The 24,489-nt window shown below is 66.2% G+C and carries 20 protein-coding genes; 10 read left to right on the forward strand and 10 right to left on the reverse strand.

Going from position 1 to position 24,489, the window contains the following annotated elements:
* Positions 1-3 precede the first annotated feature (3 nt).
* The 3 genes from bcsZ to QFZ91_RS33650 all read left to right on the forward strand — a co-directional run bounded on the left by bcsZ (position 4) and on the right by QFZ91_RS33650 (position 8,818).
* Entirely contained in the window at positions 4-1,191 is a 1,188-nt protein-coding gene (gene bcsZ, locus QFZ91_RS33640) for a cellulose synthase complex periplasmic endoglucanase BcsZ (RefSeq protein WP_429570942.1), read from the forward strand.
* Positions 1,182-5,837 carry a cellulose synthase subunit BcsC-related outer membrane protein gene (locus QFZ91_RS33645; protein WP_429569844.1) on the forward strand — a complete coding sequence of 1,552 codons (4,656 nt, stop codon included), beginning with the start codon at positions 1,182-1,184 and terminating at the stop codon, positions 5,835-5,837. Before bcsZ ends, QFZ91_RS33645 begins: the two co-directional genes overlap by 10 nt.
* 320 nt (positions 5,838-6,157) lie before the next feature.
* Entirely contained in the window at positions 6,158-8,818 is a 2,661-nt protein-coding gene (locus tag QFZ91_RS33650; protein WP_429569845.1) for a response regulator, read from the forward strand.
* 63 nt (positions 8,819-8,881) lie between these two features.
* Here QFZ91_RS33650 and QFZ91_RS33655 read toward each other — a convergent pair whose 3' ends face one another.
* The gene (locus QFZ91_RS33655) at positions 8,882-9,085 is read right to left on the reverse strand and encodes a hypothetical protein (RefSeq protein ID WP_429569846.1); all 204 of its coding nucleotides are present in this window, start codon (positions 9,083-9,085) and stop codon (positions 8,882-8,884) included.
* On the opposite strand from QFZ91_RS33655, the gene QFZ91_RS33660 reads away from it, so the two are divergent.
* Complete coding sequence (locus tag QFZ91_RS33660) at positions 9,084-9,350, forward strand: hypothetical protein (RefSeq protein ID WP_176124817.1); 267 nt, start codon at positions 9,084-9,086, stop codon at positions 9,348-9,350. The genes QFZ91_RS33655 and QFZ91_RS33660 overlap by 2 nt on opposite strands.
* 36 nt (positions 9,351-9,386) lie before the next feature.
* Here the strand turns inward: QFZ91_RS33660 and QFZ91_RS33665 are convergent, their stop codons facing one another.
* From QFZ91_RS33665 to QFZ91_RS33675, 3 genes are read right to left on the reverse strand one after another with little or no spacing between them, the layout of a single operon-like run.
* Complete coding sequence (locus QFZ91_RS33665; RefSeq protein ID WP_429569847.1) at positions 9,387-10,757, reverse strand: ATP-binding protein; 1,371 nt, start codon at positions 10,755-10,757, stop codon at positions 9,387-9,389.
* Complete coding sequence (locus QFZ91_RS33670) at positions 10,754-11,467, reverse strand: response regulator (RefSeq protein ID WP_176124814.1); 714 nt, start codon at positions 11,465-11,467, stop codon at positions 10,754-10,756. Before QFZ91_RS33670 ends, QFZ91_RS33665 begins: the two co-directional genes overlap by 4 nt.
* A 27-nt stretch (positions 11,468-11,494) precedes the next feature.
* Complete coding sequence (locus QFZ91_RS33675) at positions 11,495-11,788, reverse strand: EF-hand domain-containing protein (RefSeq protein ID WP_176107818.1); 294 nt, start codon at positions 11,786-11,788, stop codon at positions 11,495-11,497.
* A gap of 247 nt (positions 11,789-12,035) precedes the next feature.
* Between QFZ91_RS33675 and QFZ91_RS33680 the strand changes: the two genes are divergently transcribed.
* Together QFZ91_RS33680 and QFZ91_RS33685 are read left to right on the forward strand one after the other, a co-directional pair.
* Positions 12,036-12,374: a hypothetical protein gene (locus QFZ91_RS33680; protein ID WP_429569848.1), complete on the forward strand. Its 339-nt coding sequence runs from the start codon at positions 12,036-12,038 to the stop codon at positions 12,372-12,374.
* 337 nt (positions 12,375-12,711) lie between these two features.
* The gene (locus tag QFZ91_RS33685) at positions 12,712-12,990 is read left to right on the forward strand and encodes a hypothetical protein (RefSeq protein ID WP_176124858.1); all 279 of its coding nucleotides are present in this window, start codon (positions 12,712-12,714) and stop codon (positions 12,988-12,990) included.
* Here QFZ91_RS33685 and QFZ91_RS33690 read toward each other — a convergent pair.
* Positions 12,979-14,229, reverse strand: a complete 1,251-nt coding sequence (locus QFZ91_RS33690) for an arsenic transporter (RefSeq protein ID WP_176380996.1) — start codon at positions 14,227-14,229, stop codon at positions 12,979-12,981. The genes QFZ91_RS33685 and QFZ91_RS33690 overlap by 12 nt on opposite strands.
* 262 nt (positions 14,230-14,491) lie before the next feature.
* Here QFZ91_RS33690 and QFZ91_RS33695 point away from each other — a divergent pair, with 262 nt between their 5' ends.
* The 3 genes from QFZ91_RS33695 (at position 14,492) to QFZ91_RS33705 (ending at position 16,376) form a co-directional block, all read left to right on the forward strand.
* Positions 14,492-15,070, forward strand: coding sequence for a cytochrome b (locus QFZ91_RS33695; protein ID WP_429569849.1), 579 nt, complete (start codon positions 14,492-14,494; stop codon positions 15,068-15,070).
* Between the two features lie 100 nt (positions 15,071-15,170).
* Positions 15,171-15,746, forward strand: a complete 576-nt coding sequence (locus QFZ91_RS33700) for a YceI family protein (protein ID WP_429569850.1) — start codon at positions 15,171-15,173, stop codon at positions 15,744-15,746.
* 48 nt (positions 15,747-15,794) lie between these two features.
* On the forward strand, positions 15,795-16,376 hold the full coding sequence (locus QFZ91_RS33705) for a YceI family protein (protein WP_176107812.1): 582 nt from the start codon (positions 15,795-15,797) through the stop codon (positions 16,374-16,376).
* A 31-nt stretch (positions 16,377-16,407) separates the two neighbouring features.
* Here the strand turns inward: QFZ91_RS33705 and QFZ91_RS33710 are convergent, their stop codons facing one another.
* Positions 16,408-17,988, reverse strand: a complete 1,581-nt coding sequence (locus QFZ91_RS33710) for an EAL domain-containing protein (RefSeq protein WP_429569851.1) — start codon at positions 17,986-17,988, stop codon at positions 16,408-16,410.
* 278 nt (positions 17,989-18,266) lie between these two features.
* Here QFZ91_RS33710 and dinB point away from each other — a divergent pair, with 278 nt between their 5' ends.
* Complete coding sequence (gene dinB, locus QFZ91_RS33715) at positions 18,267-19,433, forward strand: DNA polymerase IV (protein WP_176366699.1); 1,167 nt, start codon at positions 18,267-18,269, stop codon at positions 19,431-19,433.
* Here dinB and QFZ91_RS33720 read toward each other — a convergent pair.
* The 4 genes from QFZ91_RS33720 to QFZ91_RS33735 form a co-directional block, all read right to left on the reverse strand.
* Positions 19,400-20,890 (reverse strand): heavy metal sensor histidine kinase, encoded by a 1,491-nt coding sequence (locus tag QFZ91_RS33720; protein WP_368596719.1) that lies wholly within the window; start codon positions 20,888-20,890, stop codon positions 19,400-19,402. The two genes, dinB and QFZ91_RS33720, sit on opposite strands and share 34 nt — an antisense overlap.
* A complete protein-coding gene (locus tag QFZ91_RS33725) occupies positions 20,887-21,573 on the reverse strand; it encodes a heavy metal response regulator transcription factor (RefSeq protein WP_013091374.1) in 687 nt (228 codons plus the stop codon). The genes QFZ91_RS33720 and QFZ91_RS33725 overlap by 4 nt, the downstream gene beginning before the upstream one ends.
* A gap of 102 nt (positions 21,574-21,675) precedes the next feature.
* Positions 21,676-23,241 (reverse strand): efflux transporter outer membrane subunit, encoded by a 1,566-nt coding sequence (locus tag QFZ91_RS33730; protein WP_429569852.1) that lies wholly within the window; start codon positions 23,239-23,241, stop codon positions 21,676-21,678.
* Positions 23,241-24,467, reverse strand: coding sequence for an efflux RND transporter periplasmic adaptor subunit (locus tag QFZ91_RS33735; RefSeq protein WP_429569853.1), 1,227 nt, complete (start codon positions 24,465-24,467; stop codon positions 23,241-23,243). The genes QFZ91_RS33730 and QFZ91_RS33735 overlap by 1 nt, the downstream gene beginning before the upstream one ends.
* Positions 24,468-24,489 lie beyond the last annotated feature (22 nt).

Consider the following 24,489-nt stretch of genomic DNA (forward strand, 5'->3'; position numbering starts at 1 on the left):
CGTATGCGGTTTTGGATCGACAGAAGAAGCTCTTTTGCGCTGGCGCTCGGGATCGGCATCGCGGCGTCGGCGAGTCTTGCGGCTCCGAGCGGCCCCGCTCAGGCCGCGCAGAACGGCGCCGCCTGCGGCGACTGGAGCGCCTGGCGAACCTTCGTGCAACGCTTCGTGCAGGCCGACGGCCGCGTGATCGACTACTCGACGTCGACCCAGCAGACCACCTCGGAAGGCCAGTCCTACGCGCTCTTTTTCGCGCTGGTCGCCAACGACCGCGCGACCTTCGACAAGCTGCTCGGCTGGACCCGCGCGAATCTCGCGGGCGACCAGTTCGACCCGCAGAATCTGCGGCTGCCCGCGTGGCAATGGGGCAAAAAGCCGGACGGCTCGTACGGTGTGCTCGATCCGAATTCGGCATCGGATTCCGACCTCTGGATCGCCTACGATCTGTTGCAGGCGGGCCGTCTGTGGCACAACCCCGCCTACACGCAGCTCGGTCAGGCGCTGGCCGAGCGCATCGCGCACGACGAAGTCGCGAATCTGTCCGGCCTCGGGCCGATGCTGCTGCCGGGCGCGCAGGGTTTCAGGAACGGCAGCGTCACGCGTCTGAACCCGAGCTATCTGCCGCTGCCGGTGCTGCGCGCGCTCGCGCACGAGGTGCCGGACGGCCCGTGGGCCAAGCTCGCCGACAACGCCTACCAGTTCGTCAAAACCGTGTCGCCGCAAGGCTTCGCGCCCGACTGGGCGGCGTGGCAGAACGGCCGGTTCGTCGTCGATCCGAAGAATGGCGACGTCGGCAGTTACGACGCGATCCGCGTCTATCTGTGGGCCGGCCTCGCGTCGCCCGCCGATCCGCTCGCGAAGCCGTGGCTCGCCGCGCTCGGCGGCATGCGCGCGAAGGTCGCGCAGAACGGCTTCCCGCCGGAGAAGGTGTCGTCAACCACTGGCGCGTCGAGCGGCGAAGGCCCGCTCAGCTACTGGGGCGCGCTCGCGCCGTACTTCAAGACGCTGGGCGACGAGCACGGCCTCGGCCTCGCGCGCACGCGGCTCGCCGCGCTCGACGCGAGCGTGCCGGGCCGCGAACCGGTCTACTACGATCGTGTGCTGGGTCTGTTCGGCACGGGGTTCATCGATGGCCGCTTCCGCTTCGATGAAGCCGGCAGCCTCGTGCCCGCGTGGAGGGCCGCATGCGATTGAACGCTCTGGCCGCGTCGCTGCGCATCGCGCTGTCCGTCGGCGCGGTGCTCTGCGCGGCCGCGGCCGCGCCCGATGCGCTCGCGCAGGCGACCCAGGATCCGCTCGCCGTGCTGATCGATCAGGGCAAGTACTGGCAGTCGCATCAGCGCGGCGATCTCGCCGAGCAGGCCTGGCAGAAGGTGCTCAGCATCGATCCGAAGCAGCCCGACGCGCTGTTCGGCATGGGCATGGTGCTGGCCGACCGCAAGGACGGCGCCGGCGCGCAGCAGTACCTCGCGCGGCTGAAGGCGGCCGCGCCGAACTATCCGAATCTCGATGAGCTCGGCCGCCGGCTGGGCCAGACCAGCCCGCGCGATCAGACGATCAACGAAGCGCGCCGGCTCGCGCAAGCCGGTCAGAGCGCGAGCGCGGTGCAGGAGTATCAGCGCGCGCTGACCGGCAAGCCCGCCACGCCGCAGTTGCAACTCGAGTACTACCAGGCGCTGTCGGCGACGCCGCAGGGCTGGGACGAAGCGCGCCGGGGCCTCGAACAGCTCGCGCACGACAACCCGAACGACCCGCGCTTCGCATTCGCGTACGCGCAGCATCTGACCTATCGCGACGTCACGCGGCGCGACGGTATCGCGCGGCTGCAGAAGCTCGCGGGCGACACCTCGGTCGGCGCGGCGGCGAAAAAAAGCTGGCGCCAGGCGCTGCTGTGGCTCGATGCCCGGCCCTCCGACGCCGCGCTGTACGAGTCGTTTTTCCAGACCGCCGGGGAAGACGCCGCGGTGAAGGCGCGCTTCGACTCGATGGTGCAGCAGGACAGCGCGGCGCGCGCCCGCGCGCAGCAAAACGCCGCCGCCGACGCGCGCGGACGCGTGATCGCCGAGGGCTTCGCCGCACTCGACCGCGACGACATCGTGACCGCGCGCGCCAGGTTCTCGTCGGTGCTCGCAAACAGTCCTAACGATACCGACGCGCTAGGCGGCATGGGCATCGCAGCGCTGAAGCAGGAGCATTTCGCCGACGCGCGCAACTACCTGGAGCGCGCCTCGCGCGGCCCCAATCCGGCGCGCTGGAAAACCGCGCTCGACAGCGCGACCTACTGGACCTACACGAGCGAAGCGATCGGCGCGCGCAGCAACGGCGAGTTCGCGAAGGCGAAGGCGCTGTTCGAGCGCGCGATCGCGCTGAATCCGTCCGACGTGACCGCGCAGGTGCAACTCGGCGAAATGCTGCTTCAGACCGGCGACCCGGCCGGCGCCGAGCAGGCGTACCGGATGGCGCTGCGCCGCCAGGCCGACAACCCGGACGCGATTCGCGGCCTCGTCGGCGCGCTCGCCGCGCAGGGCCGCGCCGACGAGGCGCTGCAGTTCGCCAATCAGCTGAACGCGGAGCAACAGGCGAAGGTCGGCGGCATCGACCGTTTGCGCGGCGACGCGCAGGCGGCGCAGGCGCGCGCGGCCGAAGCGCGCGGCGATCTCGGCACCGCGCGCAGCCTGTTCGAGGACGCGCTGCTGAACAAGCCCGACGATCCGTGGCTGCGGCTCGACCTCGCGCGCATCTACGTGCGCCAGGGCGCGGTCGCGAATGCGCGCAGCATGATGGACGGCCTGCTCGCCACCCATCCGGACATGACCGATGCGCTGTACGCGAGCGCGCTGCTGTCGGCGGAAACCCAGGACTGGTCGACCGGTCTCGCGCAGCTCGACCGCATTGCGCCCGCGCAGCGCACCGACGCGATGACGACGTTGCAGCATCGGCTGTGGGTGCATCAGCAGGCCGACCTCGCGACGCGCATGGCGAAGAACGGCCAGACGCAGCAGGCCATCGCGACCTTGCGCGCCGCCGAGCCGGTGGCCGGCAACAACCCTGAGCTGATCGGCGTGATCGCCGGCGCGTACCAGCAGGCCGGCGATCCGAGCCGCGCGCTGAGTCTCGTGCGCGCCGCGATGAGCGCGGCGCCGGGCAACACCGATCTGCTGCTGCAATACGCGGGCATTCTGTCCGCGGCCAACCAGCAGGCCGAGCTCGGCAACGTGATGCGCCAGTTGCAGAGCATGCAACTGACGCCGCAGCAGCGCACCGACTTCGACAACCTGAATCTCGGCATCGTCATCCGGCAGGCTGACGCAGTACGTCTGCGCGGCGATCTCGCGAGCGCCTACGAGGTGATCGCGCCGTGGCTCGCCGCGATGCCCGACAACCCCGACCTGCAGGCCGCGCTCGGCCGCATGTACGCGAGCGCGGGCGACGACCGCAACGCGCTCACGAGCTTCCGCGTCGCGCTGCAACGCCGCCCCGACGACCTGAGCCTGCTGCAGGCGGCGATCTCGGCCGCGGCCGGCTCGAAGCAGTTCAGCTACGCCGAAACGCTCGCGAACCAGGCGCTTGCCCTCGCACCGAACGATCCGGGCGTGCTCGCGACCGTGGGCCGCATGTATCGCGCCCAGGGCAAGCTGTCGCTCGCGTCGACCTATCTGCAACGCTCGCTGGTCGCGGCCAATACGCCGCTGGTCGCGAACGCGCCCCGTACCGCAGGCGGCAACGTGCCGCGCGGCTGGGAAGCGGCGATGAGCCAGATCGGCGCGACGCCGCTGCCGGGCACCAATCCCTTCGAAGGCAAGACGGCGATCGCGACTTCGAGCGACGCCGACCATGCCGCGCGTCCCGCGCCTCCGCTCCTGAATACGCAGTCTTCCTCGCCGACGCAGACCGTGCCGAACTATCCGCCGCCCCCTCCGCCCGCGCCGTATGTCGCGCCTTATACGGCGCCCGCCGCGGCGCCTTATAACGCGCCTGCCGCGCCGCCCGCACCCGTTGCTGCCCCGTATGGAGCGCCCCGCTCCGCCGCCGAAGTCGGCGGCTACGGCCAGGAATCCTACGGCTCGAGCCAGTCGGGCGCGCCGTTGCAGCCTTATCCGGGGCAAGGCCCAGCGCCCATGCAGCCGATGCCGCAGCAGCAGTACAACGCGGGTTATCCGCAGCCGCGGCCTTATGCGCAGCCGCAGGCGTATCCGCAGCAGCCCTACGGCGCGCAGGACGGCTATGCGGCCACACCTTGGCCGATGTCGCCGGCCGCGCGCGAAGCGCAGGCCAACGCCGCGTCGGCGACGCCGCTGCCGTACGGATCGACACGCACCAGCGCAAAGAACAACACGAAGAAGAGCACCGCGAAAACGAGCCAACCCGCGCCGGTCTACGCGCAGCAACCGCCGCCGTATCCGCAGCAGCAGGGCTACGCGCAGCAGTATCAGCCATATCAGCCGTACCAGCCGTACCCACAGCAGCAGCCCTATCAACCGCAGCCGCCATACCCGAATCAGGGCTACTACGCGCAGCAGCCGTACATTCCGCAACCGCCGGCCGGCTACGCGCAGCCGTACTACCCGCCCGGCGGCAACACACAGAACAACCCGCAGACGAACCCCGCGAACGCGCAGACGCTCGGCGTCGCCGAAGAGCTCGCGCAGATCAATCGCGAGCAGTCGAGCACCGTGTCGGGCGGCCTGATCTTCCGCAATCGCGTCGGCGAGGACGGCCTGTCTTCGCTCACCGACATCGAGGCGCCGATCCAGGGGCGCATCAAGGCGGGCAACGGCCACGTGATCGTGAGCGCGACCCCGGTCACGCTCGACGCCGGCACCGCGTCGAACAGCACTTCGACGCTTGCGCGCTTCGGCGCGGGGCTTTCGACCGACTCATCAAAGAACGCCGCGCAAAACGGCACCAACAACTACGGCAGCCAGACCGCGAGCGGTGTGGGCCTGTCGGTCGGCTACGACAGCCGCAGCATCAGCGGCGATATCGGCGTGACGCCGATCGGCTTCCGCGAGACCAACATCGTCGGCGGCGCGCAATACAACGGCGGCATCACCGACAAGGTGTCGTACTCGATCGCGGTCGCGCGGCGCGCGGTGACGGACAGCCTGCTGTCGTACGCGGGCGCGCGCGATGCGGCCGCCGGCCTCGAATGGGGCGGCGTCACATCGACCGGCGCGCGCGCCAGCCTCACGTGGGACGACGACACGAGCGGCCTGTACGTGAACGCGTCGTATCAGCACTACATGGGCACCAATGTGCCGAGCAACAACGCGGTCAAGGGCGGCGGCGGCGTCTACACGCGTCTGCTGAAAGACGCCGACCAGACGCTGACGGTCGGCGTGAACACGACGATCATGGGCTACAACCGCAATCTGTCGTTCTTCACGTACGGCCAGGGCGGCTACTTCAGTCCGCAGCAGTACGTGATCCTGAATCTGCCGGTCGAATGGTCGGGCCGCGCAGGCCTGTTTACGTACGACGTGAAAGGCTCGATCGGCGTGCAGCATTACCGCGAGGACGCGTCGAACTACTTCCCGCTGAACGACGGCTCGTCGCGCCAAGGCGACGCGGCCGCCGCCGCGCAATCCCTCGGCAACGGTCTGACCGCCGTCTACCCGGGGCAGAGCAAGACCGGTGTGTCGTATTCGATCAGCGGCGTCGGCGAATATCAGCTCGCGCCGCAGCTCGCGGTCGGCGCAACCGCGTCGTTCGGCAACGCTTATGAGTATCGCGAGTGGCTTGCGGCCGTGTACGTTCGCTATAGCTTCAACAAGCAGACCGGTTTGCAGCCTTTCCCGCCAGTGCCGTTGACTTCGCAGTATCTGTCGTTGTCCAACTGACGCCCCAGTTTCATTCGCATCCCCTCGCATTGCGCGTACGGCGCGTATCGATCCACGCCGGAAATGCGGGCGCTTCTTCCGCTTTCGCTGTGCAGCAAACGCACTTCGCGGTAAATGTTGCCCGTGCATCGAACGACGTGCCGAATCGGTACGTTTTCGGACATGGCTGCTTACCCGGCAAAACCCCGAATAGCGTCCGCGAAGCATCAACGGTATGGCGATGTGCCATACAATAATTGCAGCTCGCGAGGCTGCGCGAAGCCTGCGAAGCTTCGGTCCCGAGCCGATCATTTTCGACGTGAATTCAGGTGGAGCGCTGCATGCCTTTTCCGGCACAAGACTACGGCTGCGCCGGCTGGCGCGGCGAGATGGCGCGACGCATCAGCGAATTCGACTGGCGCGCGACCAGCCTCGGCGCGATCGAAAACTGGCAGCGCAGTCTGACCTCGACGGTCCTGACGATGCTCGCGTCGCCGATGCCGCTCGTGCTGTTGTGGGACGAGCCCGGCTACATGATCTACAACGACGCCTATGCGGTCTTCGCGGGCGGCCGGCATCCGTATCTGCTCGGCCGTCCGGTCGAAGACGGCTGGCCCGAAGTCGCCGACTTCAATCGTCACGTCATGGCCACCTGTCTCGCCGGCGGCACGCTGTCGTATCGCGACAAGGCGCTCGTGCTGCTGCGCGACGGCAAGCCGGAAGACGTGTGGATGGACCTGTACTACAGCCCGGTCGCGGGCGATAGCGGTGCGCCGGCCGGTGTGCTCTCGATGGTCGTCGAAACCACCGGGCGCGTGCTCACCGAGCGCCTGCGCCAGCAAGCCGAAACCGAACTGCACGAGACCAACGAACGCCTGCAGCTCGCACTGAACACCGGCGCGGTGCTCGGCACCTGGGTGCTCGACGTGCGCACGGGCGAGGTTACCGGCGACGAACGCTTCGCGCGCACCTTTTCATTTGGGCGCGATACAGCGTCGAAAGGCGTCGCGCGCGATGCGGCCACGCAGATCATCCATCCCGACGACCAGGAGCTCAACGACCGCCTGACCGCCGAAGCGATCCGCAGCGGCGAGCCGTTTCGCGCCGAGTACCGGATCCGGCGTCCCGGCGGCGGCTATATGTGGGTGCAGGCGAACGGCCGCTGCGAGTTCGACGAACACGGCGAACCAACGCGCTTTCCGGGCGTGCTGATCGACATTCACGAGCGCAAGATCGCCGAACAGCAGCTTCTTCAGCTGACCGAAACACTTGAACAGCGCGTCGCCGATTCGATCGCGGCGCGCGCGCTCGCCGAGGAGCAGCTGCGCCAGGCGCAGAAGATGGAAGCGATCGGCGGCCTGACGGGCGGCGTCGCGCACGACTTCAACAACGTGCTGCAGGTGATCAACGGCAATCTGCAGATGCTCGCCGCCGACGCCGACGACAACCCCGTCACACAGCGGCGTCTATCCGCCGCGACCGATGCCGTCAGACGCGGCGCGAAGCTCGCCGCGCATCTGCTCGCGTTCGCGCGGCGTCAGCCGCTGTCGCCGACCGTGCTGAATCCGCGCCGCCTGCTGACCGGCATGAGCGAGATGCTGCACCGCGCGCTCGGCGAAACGGTGCGGATCGACACGGTGCTCAGCGACGATCTGTGGAACGTGCAGGTCGATCGCAATCAGCTCGAAAACGCGCTGCTCAATCTCGCGATCAATGCACGCGACGCGATGCGCAGCGACGGCGTGCTCACCGTGCGCGCGACCAACCGCACGCTCGACGCCGCGTTCTGCCGCGGCAAACCCGACCTGTCGCCGGGCGAATACGTAGAGTTCTCGGTTGCCGACACCGGTTCGGGGATGCCGCCCGAAGTCCTGCAACACGTGTTCGAACCGTTCTTCACGACCAAGCCCGACGGCCACGGCACCGGCCTTGGCCTGTCCATGGTGTTCGGCTTCGCGCGACAAAGCGGCGGACAGGTGTCGATCGAAAGCGAAGTCGGACGCGGCACGACCGTGTCGCTGTTCTTTCCGCGCTGCTGCGAGGCGGAGACGCCGGAAACCGTCGACGGCACCGCGGCATCGGTCGGCGGCGGCGAAACGATACTCGTCGTCGAGGACGATGCCGACGTGCGGCTGACCGCGGTCGAAATGCTCGCGCAGCTCGGCTACAAGGTGCTGACCGCGTCGAATGGCGACGCGGCGCTCGAGTTCATCGACAGCGACGTGCCGATCGATCTGATGTTCACCGACGTCGTGATGCCCGGCAAGCTGAAGAGCGTCGAACTCGCGCAACGCGCGGCCGCGCGCACGCCGCCGCTGCCCACGCTGTTCACATCGGGCTATACGCGCGACGAAATCGTCCACCACGGCAAGCTCGACGCGGGCATCACGCTGCTGTCGAAGCCGTACCGGCGCGACGACCTCGCCCGTCTGGTGCGTCACGTTCTACGTGCGGGCGCCGCCCGCGCGGACCGCGCGGCCGAGATGCGAGAAACGCGTATCGCCGCATGCGTTCCGCCCGCGGCGTACGAAACCGTCGACACGTATGGCGCGACGAAGGCGCAGCAGAAAACGTCGAAAAAAGAGCCGAAGAAAAGGCCGCAAAAGGCGGCCCGGCCGCGCGCGGCCCAGGAAGCCGCACGCGTGCTGTTCGTCGAGGACGACACCGAATCGCGCGAGGCGCTTGGCGAACTGCTCGGCGCGCTAGGTCTCGCGTGCACCGCGGTCGCGAGCGCGGAAGCAGCGCTGCCGCTCGCGAACACGCAACACTACGACGTGCTGTTGACCGATCTCACGCTGCCCGGTATGTCCGGCGATGAACTCGCGCGCGCCGTGCGGCAAGTGCAGCCCGCAATCCGCGTGCTGCTGGTGTCGGGCTACGGTCGCAGGGCGGAGATCGGGGCGGCGATTCCGGGTGCGCGGCTCCTCGGCAAGCCGCTCGATATCGCGCAGTTGCGGCACGAGTTCGCGCAATGGCTCGATCACACTGAAGCGGCGTCCTAGTCCAAACACCGAACCTCTGCCGCCGTGGCGTAGGTGTCTTCATGATGCTTCAGACGTGCTACATCAGGTGGCTGCAATGGCGCTTCCCGCGAGGTCGCAAGCCGACGCCTGAAATCGCAGACTGGAATGGCATATATTGTTGGTGAGGATGAGTACCTGCACCGGCGCGGACAACTGCATCAACCGTGCACGCGCGGGTATGATGCCGGGCGCGGTATCCACCGCGGCCGCTTCCGATGCCGCGTCTTTTGCCACGAGAACCATCATGCCTGCCCAACACGACGAAGCACCCGGCGCTCACGACACGAACGACAAGCCGAAGCGCAGGACGCTGTCCCTGTCCGTGCGCAATCTCCTGATGGTCGCCATTGGCGTGGTGATGTTCGCGATCGTGTCGGGCGTCGTGCTGTACAACCCGATCATGTACGGCGACGAGATCCCGAACTTCGGCATCATCCTGATGCTGACCGTGCCGGTGATCGCGGGCGTCGCGTTTCGAGTCGGGCTCGACGCGTGGCTCGATCGCGAGTGAGCGGCAACAACACCGCGCGCTGCTCCCGTTGCGCGGTTATGCCGCCTTGAACGGCAATACGACCCACACTTCGAGGCCGCCCCCTTCGCGCGGATGAAACTGCAGGCCGCCGCCGTGCAGCCGTGCGATCCGCTCGACGATCGACAGACCCAGCCCCGTGCCGCCGCTGTGCGCACGCGCATTGCGGCCACGCTGGAACGGCGCCTTCAGCTTTTCCAGCTCCTGCGCCGTCAAACCTTTGCCGCGATCGCAGACCGCGACCGTCACCGCTTCCTGCGTCGCCCACGTGCGCACCGCAAGCCCGCTGCCGCCGTAGACGATCGCGTTCTGCATCAGGTTCATCAGCAGCCGCATCATGCTGATCGGCCGATATGAAACGGCCGGCAAATTGCCCAACGAAAGTTCGAACTCATGCCCGAGCCCGGCGAAGTCGCCCGCGAGCCGTTCGATCAGCGCATTCAGATCGCCGGGCTGCGCTTCCTCGCGCTCGCCGCTGCCCGCGTAGTCCATGAACTGCTGCAGGATCGTCTCGATCTGGTCCAGATACGATTCGGCGGCGATCACGAAGCTGCTGTCGGCCCCCTGCGGTATCGCCATCGCCATCGACAGGCGCAGCTTCGTCAACGGCGTGCGGATGTCGTGCGAGATGCCCGCGAGCATCAACGCACGCGTCGCTTCGGCGTCCTGTAACGCGCGCGTCATCTGATTGAATGCGCTGCCCACGGCGGCGATTTCGGCGGGGCCGTCGGTCGGCAGCGGCGCGGGCAGATCGCCGGCGCTTACGCGGCGCGCCGCTTGCGTGAGCTCGTGCAAGGGTTCGTTCAGATGCAGCTGGATCGCGTAGCCGGCGAGCGCGGCAAGCACGCCGAGACCCAACGACAGGAAGATCGCCACTTCGAGGCCGCTGCCCTGCGCGTCCTCGGGAACCGGCAGCGCAATCCAGTATGGCGCGCTCGCCAGGCCCGCCGCGTTGCCGGCGCCAGCAAGCGACCCATGCATGCGAATCCACAGCCGCTGTGCGCCCTCGGTCTGCCAGCGCGCGGGCATATCGGCGGGCAAATGCTTTTGCAGGCTGTCGATGAACACGCCGCGCTGATAGGTGCGATACGCGTGCAACAGATCGTGCGGCGGCGTGTCGGTCGCTTCGGGGGGCAATTGCTCGCGCGCGTCGAGTCGTGCGGTCAGCGCCGCGCGCGAGGCGGGCGGAGTGGCGGCGAGCAGGTTGTCGAGCGTCGTCACGTAGGTCGCGAACACGGCCGCCGCGCGCTCGACCCGTGGCCGCTGCACGTAATGCAGCAGCACGACGATCGAGCAGATCTGGCTCAGCATCACGAGCGCGATCAATAGCGCGATGTTGCGCGCGAGCAGCGTGCGCGGCAGCAGCCTGCGTGACAGCGAGCGCATCATGATTCGACATCGGCGACGAGCATATAGCCGACGCCCCAGACGGTACGAATGAAACGCGGCTTCGACGGGTCGTCCTCGACGATCTGCCGCAGCCGCAGCACCTGCACGTCGATGCTGCGATCGAGCGCATCATGATCGCGCCCTCGCGCACGCGCGAGCAGGTTGTCGCGGCTCACCGCGCGATTCGGCGACGACGCAAGCGCGACCAGCAGCAGCATCTGCGCGGAATGAATCTCGAGCGGCTCGCCCGCGCGCGACAGTTCCTGCTTGCCGACGTCGAGCGTGAAGTTGCCGAAACGCACGCGCTGCGACGTCACCGTGACGTCGCCGGCGGCCATCTTCTGGCGGCGCAGCAGCGCATTGATTCGCGCCACCAGCTCGCGCGGCAGGAACGGCTTCGCGAGGTAGTCGTCGGCGCCGGTTTCGAGGCCGGTCACCCGATCGAGCGGATCGCCCTTCGCGGTCAGCATCAGGATCGGCAAGGTCTGCCCCTGCGCGCGCAGCTTCGCGCAAATCTCGAGGCCGTCCTCTTCGCCGATCATCAGATCGAGTATCAGCAGATCGAACGGCTCGCGCTCCAGGTAGCGGTTCAAACGCTTGCCGTCCTCGGCCGCGCGCACGTCGAAACCGTGGCCGCGCAGGAAGCGCAGCAGCATGTTGCGCAACTCGGCTTCGTCGTCGAGCACGATGATCCTGGCGGGGCGTTCCATCCGAAAGCTCCTCGATGTCCGAGCCGCTCAGTGTGCGGCGCCGCGTTCCTGCATGAACGCCTCGATCTGCGGCAGCGTGATGTAGCCGGCCTTCTGCGTGTCGATCTCATCGAAATGACGCGCGAGCATCGGCATGCCGGCCGCCGCCTGGTCACGGGTCAGCTTGCCGTCGTGCGTGGTGTTCGCGGTTGAAAAGCGCGTCTGCAACTGCTGCTCCATGCGCTCCATGCGCTGCTGGCTGATACCTTGCGGCGCGGCGGCCTGAGCGAACGTGACGGTGGACGCGCAGCACAGCAGCACGGTGGCGAGCAACTTCTTCATGACTGACTCCTTCGGTTGAACATCGACCGTCGCCTGGCTGGGTGCCGCGATCCGTTTCGATGACAGGCCGAATTCTTGGTCAGACGCCGCGCGACCGCAATTCAAGAATCATGTCGAATCATGTCACGGCGCCCAGTCCCCGGTGCTGCGTGACATCGAATGAAATGAGTTTGCGGTTTCGCTTCGCGGACCTGCTGCGTATCGTTCCGTCTGCCGTCTGTCGGCTTTCACGCATCAGGAGTCCCAAATGAGTATCCGTCTCGCCTGTGCTTCGACTTTCACCGTCATCGGTCTCGCCTGTTCTTCCGCTGCCTACGCGAGAGTCGTCGTGTATCTGCCCGCCGCCGTGGTCTACGCGCCGCCGCCACGGCCGGTCTACTACCCGGTGCCGGTCGATCCCGTGTACGTGTCGGCGCCGCCTGTCGCCGTTCCAGTGGCGGCCGCGACCATCGTCGCGGCGCCGCCCGTACAGCCGGCGAACTCTTCCGCCACCGCCGCCGCGGTCGCGCCGCCCGCGCCCAACTATGCGGTGGTGCCCGCGCCGACCGTCAGCTATGCGCAACCGCTGGTGACCGTGCCGCATTGAAAGCGCGTTCCGGACCCTCGAGCGGGCGGCTTTCGATCGCACACGGCCGGGCCACGCCGTTGACTCAGCATAGGACACGCGCCTGGCGCGCACGCCTGGTGAATTCCCGTTGTCTGGTTGAAAGGTGGAGCGCCGCCGCGGCGCGCGGGGGCGCCGCCAGTAAAGCTTGCATGGACTTGCCGCTTCTTACCATCGCGCAGCGCGCCAGGCGCGCTCCCATTTGGCGCTTTGCGCCGTCACGGCTGATTTTGACTACATAAAGGCGGGATGGAACGGAGCTTGCTGTCCCTTTCAGGTTCGCGCGCCCCTATCCCCACATCTTTCCTGGACTTTTGTGATGAGTTACCAAGATATCGACAGGGAAATTGCCCACCTCGAAGTCGTTTTCAATGCACTTTCAGCGCGCGACCGTTTTCCGCTGTCGTACTGGCATCGCCGGCTGCATGCGTTGAACCGGTCGTCGATGGTGCCCGCGCAACGTCAGCGCGTCGCTCACCTCGAAGCGAGGCTGCGCTCGGTCGGCGCGCAACTGGACCAGCTCGCCGGCGCCGCACGTCGCGGGTCCCGCGCAAGCCCGCGGAGGAAGGACCGGTCAGCCGTCCGTTCAGCCCGTTAGAATCCGTGCCCCAAGCGCCAGCACGAGCGCGGGCACCATCACCAGCACACCGACCTTCAGGAATTTCATGAAGCCGACGTCTTCACCCTCGCGGCGAATCGCGTTGAGCCAAAGGATGGTCGCGAGGGAGCCGCTGATCGACAGGTTCGGCCCCAGGTCGACGCCGATCAGGAACGCGTCGATCACGCGCTCGGGGCTCTGCGCCTGCATCACGGTCGAACTCGCGATCAGTCCGGACGGCAGGTTGTTGATCAGATTGCTGAGCGCCGCGATGCTCGTGCCGGCCCACGCGGCCGCTTCCATTTCGTTGTGCTCGGTCGCGCGCCGCAGCGCACCCGCGAACGTGCTGATCACGCCGGTGTGATCGAGCATCTCGACCAGCACGAACAGCCCGGCGACGAGCGGCAATACATTCCACGAAATTTCGCGGATCATCGGCAGCGGTGATTTGCGTTCCTTGATCAGCACGACGAGCGCGGTCAGCGCGCCGAGGATCGCGGTCGGCATGCCGAGCTGGATGTCGTACGCGGAGACCGTCAGCAGCGCGCCGGCCGTAACCGCGATGCCCGCGAGTGCCACCTTGCCGCTTGCCGACAGCTCGACCGCGTCGAGATTCGCCTCGCAGACGCCAGCCAGCGCGTCGCGTTGCGTCCAGCGCAGCATCACGAAGGTCGCGCCGATCGACAGCACCGACGGCAGCGCGAAGCGCAGCATCCACGGTCCCAGCGGCGGCGTGTGATTGCCGTACAGCACGATGTTGGCCGGATTCGAAATCGGCAGCACGAAGCTCGCCGCATTGGCGACGAACGCGCAGACGAACAGCAGCGGCAGCGGCGGCGTCTTCGCTTTCTTCGCCGCCGCGAACACGGCGGGCGTCAGCACGACGGCGGTGGCGTCGTTGGAAAGAAACGCGGTGATCACCACGCCGAACAGATACACGAGCACGAACAGCTTGCGCGGTGAACTGCGCGCATGATTGACCGCGAGCACCGCGACCCAGTCGAACAGCCCTTCGCGGCGGCCGACTTCGGATAGCAGCATCATGCCGATCAGGAACAGATAGACGTCGGTGCCCTTGCCGATCGCTTCGATCGCCAGGTGCAAGGGCAACAGGCCGAGCACGACGAGCAGCACCGCGCCGGCGACGGCCCACACGGCTTCGGGCCATTTGAACGGCCGGGTGATCACACCGGCGGTCGCGAGCGCGGCGATGCCCCAGGAAAGAAAAACAGGATTCACAGCTTGAGCCCGGACAATGGGTTAGGTCGATGGCCGCGCAAAGCGCGCGCAACCTCGTTATTTCGGCGCAACAAGTTACCACAGCGGTTGTCGCAGCAACCGTTCCACGGCACCCGGCATGCGTTGCCACGCGCATGTCTTTCAACACAATTAACATCAACGAGGAAACAATCTGTTCCCGCGCACCCCCTATTCAGTTTCTATTGACCTCCCTACCATCCGCATTCCCACACGGCTACTCGCGAGCAACAGATAAAACCCGATGCGAACCCACGCTCACGCTCCCACGCGCTACCACGGCGCCGCAATCGCGCTGCACTGGCTGATCGCCGCGCTAATGATCGGCGGCTTCTACATCGGCTGGATCATGACCGATATCCCAGGCTTCACGCCGACGAAGCTCAAATACTTCTCGTGGCACAAATGGATCGGCGTGACCGTGTTCGCGCTCGCGCTGCTGCGCGTGCTGTGGCGCGCGACGCACCGCGCGCCCGCGCTCGATGCCGCAACGCCCGCATGGCAGAAGGCCGCCGCGCATCTGGTGCACGGCCTGCTGTATCTGCTGATGCTCGCGATTCCGCTGTCCGGTTACTTCTACAGCTCGGCGGCCGGCATTCAGGTCGTGTATCTGGGCGTCGTGCCGCTGCCGACCATCATCGGTCCAGATCAGGCGCTGAAGGCCACGCTGCGCACTGTGCACGTGCTGCTCAATTACACGCTGCTCGCACTGGTGCTGATGCACGTGCTCGCGGCGCTCAAGCATCAGTTCGTCGATCGTGACGGCCTGCTCGCGCGCATGGTGCCGTTTCTGAAGACCCAGCATAACGACATGACAGCTTGAAGAAAAGCACAACGCCTGTCGATTGGTTACGACTGGTTGGCAATCAAATTCCTCGCGGTGTGCAATCACGCCGCGAAGCTCGGATAGGATGCGTACCATCATGAAGACACCCTTTTATCTCTCCGCTCATCGCGCGGCGCTCGCTTCTTTCGCGGCGCTAGCGCTCATCGGCGCGAACCTCGCGCACGCCGACGTCGACCTCGCGAAAAGCAGCGTGATCGCGACGACCAAACAGATGAACGTGCCCGTCGACGGCAAGTTCAGGAAGTTCTCCGCGCAGCTGAACTTCGATCCGGCGAAGCCGGCCGCGGGCAGCGCGAACGTGTCGATCGACACCGCGAGCTACGACCTCGGCGCGGACGACTACAACAAGCAGGCGCAAGGCAAGGAATGGTTCGACAGCGGCGCCTTCCCGAGCGCGACCTTCGTGTCGAGCTCGATCGCGCCGGCCGGCGGCAACCAGTACAAGGTGACCGGCAAGCTGACGATCAAGGGCAAATCGCAAACGGTCGTCGTGCCGGTCGTGATCGCGAGCCAGGGCGCCACGCAAACCTTCGACGGCTCGCTGCCGATCAAGCGCACGCAGTTCGACGTCGGCACCGGCGAATGGAAAGACACGTCGGTGGTCGCCGACGAAGTCATCATCAAATTTCATCTGGTCGCGGCAAACAAATAACGTTCAACACAGCAGCACTGCATTACCTTTAGACCCCTGGAGTCCAACTTGAAGAAATCCTTCCTGCTCGCCGCCGGCGCGCTCGCCGCCGCATGCTCGTTCAACGCGATGGCTGCCGCCGAGACCTATCTGCTCGATCCGACGCACACATCGCCGAGCTTCGAGACCGACCACTTCGGCGGCCTGTCGATCTGGCGCGGCAAGTTCCAGAAAGCCAACGGCACCGTCGTGCTCGATCGCGCGGCGAAGACCGGCACGGTCGAGGCGACGATCGATCTGAGCTCGGTCGGCATCGGCAACGACAAGCTCAACGAGGAACTGGTCGGCGACAAGTTCTTCGACACCGCGAAGTTCCCGACCGCGACCTACAAGGGCACGCAGATCCGCTTCGACGGCGACAAGCCGGTCGAAGTGATCGGCACGCTGACGCTGCACGGCGTGACCAAGCCGGTCAACCTGAAGATCGAATCGTTCAAGTGCATCCAGCACCCGATGCTCAAGCGCGAAGTGTGCGGCACGGAATCGGTCGCGACGTTCAATCGCGACGATTTCGGCATCGACTTCGGCAAGGCGTACGGCTTCAACATGAAGACCACGCTGCATATCCAGGCCGAAGGCATCAAGCAGTAAGCGCATCGCGCCCGGCCGGCCGGGCGCTGAACTACTGGATCGCGGGCTGCGCCGGCGCATGCGACGCGCGGCGCGCCTCGAGCCACGCGAGCAGTTCCTCGCGCCGCATCGCCTTCGCGAACAGCCACCCCTGCCCGTACTGAACACCCCGGCGCACCAGATACTCGACCTGCTCGCTGCGCTCGATCCCCTCCGCGACGATTTCCACCCCCAATTCGTGCGCCATCTCGATGATATGCGGCGCGACGATGCTCGACGCCGCGTCCTGGGCGATCGTGTCCACGAACGATTTGTCGATCTTCAGCACGTCGATCATGAAGGTTTGCAAATAGGCGAGGCTCGAATAGCCGGTGCCGAAATCGTCGATATAGACCGGGTGGCCGGCGCTTCTGAAGGCCGCGATCGTCTGCCGGGTCACATCGGCGTTCAGAAAACTGCGCTCCGTCGCTTCGATCCTGATCTGCGCGGGACGCAGGCCGGTTCCGGCGAGCCTCGCGTTGATCAGGTTCAGAAAGCGCGGCGTGCGCAAATCCTCGCCGCTGACGTTGACCGACACGTAGAACGACGGCCGCGAACGCAATAGCTCTGCCAGATCTTGCAGCGCTTCATCGAACACGAGGTCGGTCAACGACTGGATCAGGCCATGCTGCTCGGCCAATGCGATGAAGATATTCGGCGAGATATCGCGTCCGTTCAGATTCCATCTGGCCAGCGCTTCGACGCCGACGCATTCGCTGGTCGCGAGATTCACGATCGGTTGATAGACGACGTCGATGGTTTTGTGGGAGATCGCCCATTCGAGCGAGGCCTGGAACGACACCTGCCGCGAGATCCGTTTGAACGCGAACCAGCCGAACGCGGCGCCCATCGCGACGCCGAACGATAGCCACGTCGCCAGCAGCCCGGGCCAGTCCCTGAGCAGGCTGGTGCGCCGGCCTTTGACGACGACACCGAGGGCGCGCGTCTCCGAGCGTGCCACCGCGTAGTTCCATTCATCGCTATCGACGCGCCCCGCCTGCTTCCATGCATGGAGCATCTCGTCGGGGTCCGCGCCGGACGACAGTGCAACGATCGAATTGATCTCCGTGTCGATCGTAGCGATCGCCCTTCCCGCTGGATCCATCACATCGACATATGACTGGGGATCGATCGACACGTATTCGCCGTTGCGCCCGATCTGGATATCCTCGCGCAAGTCGCTGAGCGGATTCTTTTGCTGAAACCAGACCAGGTAGCCGTCGTTGCTGCGCCAGCGCGGCGGCGGCAGTTCGACATCCTGGGTCCGAACGTCGCCCAGAAGCGGCGAGCAAAGATAGCGCCCGTCGCCGTACGCGCCCGCGTCCCGCACGTAGCGGTAGTTGAAGATCACGTGGGCAGCCCGTTTCAGGTATTCCGGCGAGCACGGCTCGGCGTGCTCGGCCTGCAGGTCCGCGATCGCGGCAAAGCCCTGATATGTGACCAGTTCCGTGCGCATCATGGCCTTCTCCGCGTAAAGGCTCAGATCTCGCTGCTCGCGACGGGCGACGTCTTCGTTCGCGATATAGATGCTGATCAGGACCGGCAGCACCGTTGCGGCGCAGCCGAGTGCGATATACGCCGAAATCAGCGACATGCGCTTGATCATCTGTCGAGCCCGGTGGTGGACGGTCGCGGCGAATTCGGCTGCAGCGGTTGCGGCCCCGCCTGGACCCGCCACGCAACCTGCGGATTTTCAGTGTGAAGAATAGTTACTGGAGCCGCTTTTTCAACATTGCGTTGAATGCCACGCATGCGGCCAGCCGCGGCGACCCTGACCGGTGGCGCGCCCGGCAAGGTACCATTACGGCCTACCGGCGTCGCGACGCGCGCCGTCACCGCTTTCGTTCATTCCCATCGCCCGCTTCAATTTCCATGAATTCGCCATCCCGCCGCATCGCGCACCTCGATATGGACGCGTTTTACGCGTCCGTCGAACTGCTGCGCTATCCGGAACTGCGCGGCCGCGCGGTGGTGATCGGCGGCGGCCGCAACAGCGCGCCGCAACTGCTCGAAGACGGCAGCAAGCGCTTCGCGAAGCTGCGCGATTACGCGGGCCGCGGCGTCGTCACCACCTCGACGTACGAGGCGCGCGCGCTCGGCGTGTTTTCGGCGATGGGCATGATGAAGGCCGCCGCGCTCGCGCCCGACGCGATCCTGCTGCCGACCGACTTCGATTCGTATCGCCACTACTCGCGCCTCTTCAAGGCGGCCGTCAGGACGTTCACGGACCGCATCGAGGATCGCGGCATCGACGAGATCTATATCGACCTGACCGAGCTGCCGGGCGAACCGGCCGATATCGGGCGGCGCATCAAGGATGCCGTTCATCAGGCCACCGGTCTCACGTGTTCGATCTGCGTCGCGCCGAACAAGCTGCTCGCGAAGATCGGCTCCGAACTCGACAAGCCCGACGGCCTGACGATCCTCACGCCAGCCGACATACCGCTGCGCGTGTGGCCGCTGCCGGTGCGCAAGGTCAACGGCATCGGCCCGAAGGCGGCGGAGAAGCTGAGCGCGCTCGGCCTCGCGACGGTCGGCGATCTGGCCGCCGCCGACGCCGGGCTGTTGCAGGACAATTTCGGGCGCAGTTATTCCGCGTGGCTGATGGAAGTTGCGCAGGGTCACGACGAGCGGCCGGTGGTGGTCGAATCGGAGCCGAAATCGATCAGCCGCGAGACCACGTTCGAACGCGATCTGCATCCGCGTCACGATCGGCCGGCGTTATCTAGCGCGTTTACGGGGCTGTGCGTGCGAGTCGCCGACGATCTCGTGCGCAAAGGCTACGTGGGCCGCACGATCGGCATCAAGCTGCGTTACGACGATTTCCGGACCGTCACGCGCGATCTGACGCTCGACGAACCGACCGCCGACGCGACCGAAATCCGCCGCGCGGCGACCGAATGTTTGCGACGCGTGCAGTTGAACCGCAAGCTGCGGCTATTGGGCGTGCGCATCAGCACGCTGAGCTCGGCCAGCGAACAAGCGCTGAAGCCGCGCCTGCCGGTTCAGGCCGACTTGCCTTTCGCGAGCGACGAATAGGATGTATCGGCGGCGACGCCGGCCGCATTCGCGTTGGCATTCGCGCTCGCACGCGCGGCCGGTATATCGCCCGAAGTGGACATCACCGACGCCGCCATCGAAAACGAAAACGTGTTGATGCCGTTCGCACTGTGCGCGGATACGGTGCCACGATGCATCTCGGCGATCGCCTTCACGATCGCGAGTCCGAGCCCGTGGTTTTCGCGGCTATTGGTACGCGAGACTTCCGCGCGATAGAAACGGTCGAACAGATGTTCGAGGACGTCCGGCGCGATCGGCTCGCCCGGATTCGCCACCGCGACGCGCACCTGGTCGCGCATCGCACCTTCCCCGCGCGCGATCGTCACGCTGATCGTCGCGCCCGGCTCGCAGTGCTGGATCGCGTTCATCAGCAGGTTCGTGCACGCGCGGCCGAACAGCGAGCGGTTCACGCGCGCGAACGCATCGCCCTGCAACTTCGCATGCACGCGCGCCTCTTCGAGCGGAATCTCCAGAAATTCCAGCGTATGCGCGACTTCGGCCGCGAGCGACACCTCGATCAACCCCGTCGCGCGTTCGCCCTGGTCGGCACGCGCGAGGAACAGCATGTCGTTGATGATCGCGCGCATCCGCTCGAATTCTTCGAGGTTCGATTGCAGCGTGTGACGCAGATCGTCGACCGAGCGGTTGCGCGTCAGCGCGACCTCCGTCTGGCCGATCAGGATCGTGACCGGCGTGCGCAGTTCATGCGCGACGTCCGCATTGAACGATTCGAGGCGGCCGTAGGCGCCGTCGAGCCGTTCGAGCGCACCATTGAACGAGTTGGCGAGATCGTTCAGTTCGAGCGGCAAGGACGCGGTATTGAGCCGCTGCGAGCGGTTGTTCGGGCTGACTGCGGATGCGTCGCGCGTCAGACGGGTGAGCGGTGCGAGGCCGATGCGCGTGACCGAGTAGCTGAGCAGCAGCACCGCGAGACTGCCGAGCGCGGACAGCGCCGCGAGTGCCGAGCCGAACACGCGCATCGTGCGCAGGTTCGGCGAATAGCTCGCCGCGACCTGCAACTGCACCGCAGGCCGCGCGCCATTGGCCGGCAAGATGACCGTCGAGGTCAGCATGTCGGGGCCGCCGCCCTCCGGCGCGATGCGCGCGTAGCCGCCGGGCCAGCTCTTCGTAACCGTCCCCTGCACCGGCGTGCCGAAGTGGAAGTTCGGCTCCGCGCTCGTCACCGAGTACATAGTGCTGCGGTCGTGCGGCGTCATGTCGGTGAGTTTTTCGCGGGCCATCCGCCATTTTTCTGGCGTTACCGCGTGAGAGACGATGATGCGCGCGATTTGCGTGCGATCGTCGAGCGACTCGCGCAGATGATGTTCGAGCTGCGAGCGCAGCACCAGAAAGAGCCCGCTGCCGACGAGCGTAAACACGAACAGCGCCACCAGCGCGAACATCGACGCAAGGCGGCGGGCAATCGAGCGGTTCATGATGACTCGGCCTCTTCGCGCACTTCGAGCACGTAGCCCATGCCACGCACCGTGTGCAGCAGCTTCGACGGGAATGGGCCGTCGAGTTTCGCGCGCAGCCGCTTGATCGCGGTTTCGACGACGTTCGTGTGGCTGTCGAAATTGACGTCCCATACGAGCTCGGTGATCGCGGTCTTCGACAGAATATCGCCCTGGCGGCGCGCGAGCACGCTGAGCAGTTGAAACTCTTTCGCGGTCAGGTCGAGGCGCACGCCGTCGCGGGTCGCGCGGCGGCCGATCAGATCGACGAACAGATCGCCGACCGAAATCAGCGTGGACTCCTGCGAACGCGTGCGGCGCGCGAGCGCATGCAGACGCTCGACGAGTTCGAGGAACGAGAACGGTTTGGTCAGGTAGTCGTCGGCGCCTTCACGAAGGCCGCGCACGCGGTCGTTCACGTGGTCGCGCGCAGTCAGCATGATGACCGGCGTCGACTTGCGCATGCGCAGCGCCTTCAGCACGCTGAAGCCGTCGCGCTTGGGCAGCATCACGTCGAGGACGATCACGTCGTAATCGAATTCGGTGGCCAGATGCGTGCCCTCTTCGCCGTCGAGCGCGACGTCGACGACCCAGCCCTGCTCTGTCAAACCGGAGCGCAGGTAGTCCACTACCTTGTGCTCGTCTTCAACAATCAGCAATTTCATCCGTGTCCCCGCCACTAGTGGCTGTCAACCTTGCATTATACGAACGCCCTCGATTCTTCGCGCCGATCCCACTGCGTCGGCATGGAAGCTCGGCCGCGGCGATCAGCGTGCAGGAGCCGGCATGTCTTTCTGCTGCGCGTCGCCGGCGGGCGCCTGCTGCGGCATCGCCGCAGCGTTGCTTGTACGTGCGTCATTCGCGGCCATCGCACTGCCTTGCGCGCCGCCATCCCAACCGCCGCCGAGCGCCTTCACCAGCGCCACCGACAGCGTCAACTGCTGCCCATGAATCTGCACATCCGTGCGCTCGCTCGTCAGCAGCGACTCCTGCGCGTCGATCACGTTCAGATACGCCACGAGCCCGCCCGAATAGCGATCGTTCGCGAGCGACAGCAGCCGCTGCGCATCCTCGACCGCCTCGCGCGACTGCTTCGCCGCGCCATCGAGCACGGACAGTCCGGTGATGCCGTCCTGCACCTGCTGGAACGCGCTTAGCACCGTCTGCCGATAATTCGCCTCGGTCGCCTTGTAGCCCTCGCTCGCGAACTTGACGTTGGCCGCGCGCCGCCCGCCGTCGAAGATCACCTGGCCGACCGCCGCGCCGAGCGTCCACATCAGCGTCGGCGCGCTCAGCAGATTGGCGAACTCGGTGCTCTCCCAGCCGATGCCCGGCGTCAGCGTCAGGCTCGGGAAGAACGCGGCCTTGGCCACGCCGATCTGCGCGTTGGCGGCCGCCATCGCGCGTTCCGCCGATGCGACGTCGGGCCGCCGCTGCAGCACGTCGCTCGGCACGCCGAGCGGCACCGTCGGCGGCTTGATGTCGAGCACCTTCGGCTCGATCGCGAACTGCGGCGCCGGCACCCCGACCAGCGCGGCGATCGCATGCTCGAATTGCGCGCGCTGATTCAGCAGCAGTTGCGCCTGCACGCGCGTCGCATCGAGTTGCGATTTCTGCTGCAGCACGTCGAGGCCCGATACCGAACCGAGGTCGTGCTCGGTGTTCACATAATCGAGCGCCTTCTGCTGCAGCTTCACCGACTGGTTCAGCACGTCGATCTCGTTGTCGAGCTCGCGCAGCGAGAAGTAGTCGGTGGCGAGATCGGTCGTCAGCACGAGGCGTGCGTTCGCGAGATCGTCCGCCGACTGTTCGGCCGACGCCTGCGCGCCCTCGACCTCACGACGGATGCGGCCGAACAGATCGGTGTCGTAGCTGAGCGTCGGTCCGAGCTGGATGTTGTTCTGTACCGTCGATTGAGTCGGCGTCGCGTAGTTGGTCAGCGGCCGGTCGTGCGAAATGCGAAAGCGCGAGGCCTGGGCCGAGAAATTGACTTCCGGCACGCGCTGCGCGCTGGTGTTCGCGAGTGTCGCCTTGGCCTGCTCATAGTGCGCGCTCGCCGCGGCGAGCGTCTGGTTCTGCGCGAGCGCCTGGGTTTCGAGCGTCGCGAGCGTCGGGTCGGCGAAGCCCGTCCACCAGTCCGGCGCAATCGGCGCATGCGACGGCGCGGCGACGCGCCAGAACGAATCGGTGTGCCATTCGGGCGGCACCTCGGCCTGCGGACGCTGATAGTCGGGACCCACCGTGCAGGCGGCGAGCAAGGCCGCGCCGGCGCAAGCGCCCAGCACGGTGAACGCGGTGCAGCGGAGGCGCGCCCGGCGGGAAGCCGCGAACATCAAGACGCCTCCTTGCCGTTCTTCGGCAGCGGCTGCACCTGAACGTGATCGCCGTCGGCAATCGAGTCGCTCGGATTGATGATGATGCGATCGGTCGGCGAGATACCGCTTTCGATTTCGAGCTGCTGTCCGAGGTCCACCGCGATCACGACCTTGTGCAGGCTCACGTTGCCCTTCACATCGACGACCGCGAGGCGCGGACCCTCCGCGCGAAACAGCAATGCGTTGCCCGGTACCGTCAGGCGCTCGTGCGCGGCGGCTGGCACCTCGACCTGCACGTAGGCGCCGGGGCGCAGCCTGGCGTCGGGATTCGGCAGCGTCACTTCGATCTGCAACGAGCGCGTGGGCACATCGATCGCGCCGGACATATGCGTGATCGTGCCGTTGAACTGCTGGCCCGGCAGCTCGGCCTGCGTGACCACGACCTTCTGCCCGACCGCGACGTTCTGCGCATAGGCCTGCGGCAACTGCACATAGACGCGCAACGGGTCCGACTGCGCGAGCGCAAACAGGGCCCGGCTCGTGCCGCTGCCCGCGTCGATCAGATCGCCGACGTCGACGTTGCGCTGCGTGACCACGCCGGCAAACGGCGCGACGATCCGCTTGAACGATTCGAGCTGCTGCAGACGCTTGACGTTCGCATCGGCAGCGGCGAGATTCGCGAGGTCCTGCGTGTAGGTGCTTTGCCGTTCGTCGAGTTCCTGTTGCGACACCGCATCGCGCTGACGAAGCTGCTGCCAGCGCTCCAGCGAGCTCTTCGCGAGCGCGAGGCTCGAATTGATCTGCTGACGCTGCGCCAGCGCCTGCGCGAGTTCCTGGTCGATTTCCGGCGTATCGAGCTCGGCGAGCAATTGCCCCTGCTTCACGCGGGCGCCGATATCGACGTACCAGTGCAGCAGATAGCCGGTCGCGCGCGCATAGATCGGCGATTCGACATAGCCGCGCAACGTGCCCGGCAGCAGCGTGTTGCCGCCGCCGTCGGTCTGCTGTGGCGTGACGACGTTCACGTACTGCGTGGCGTTTTGCTGAGAGGTCGCCGTGACTTCGCGGTTTTGCATCACGTTCGCGATCACCGTGCGCAGCGTGCCGATCGCGAGCAGCACGAACACGATCAGGATCGCGATCTTCGCGCGCTTCCATTCGCGTTGGCGCGGCGGCAGCAGGTGTTCCCCCTGTTCGGTTTCCCGCGTGGGGATCGCTAGCGATGCATGAGTTTTTTCGGTCATCTCAGTCAACCATCGTTTAACT

Origin of the sequence: Paraburkholderia sp. JPY419 (assembly GCF_050435705.1) — a bacterium.
In the GTDB taxonomy this organism is placed as follows: domain Bacteria; phylum Pseudomonadota; class Gammaproteobacteria; order Burkholderiales; family Burkholderiaceae; genus Paraburkholderia; species Paraburkholderia youngii.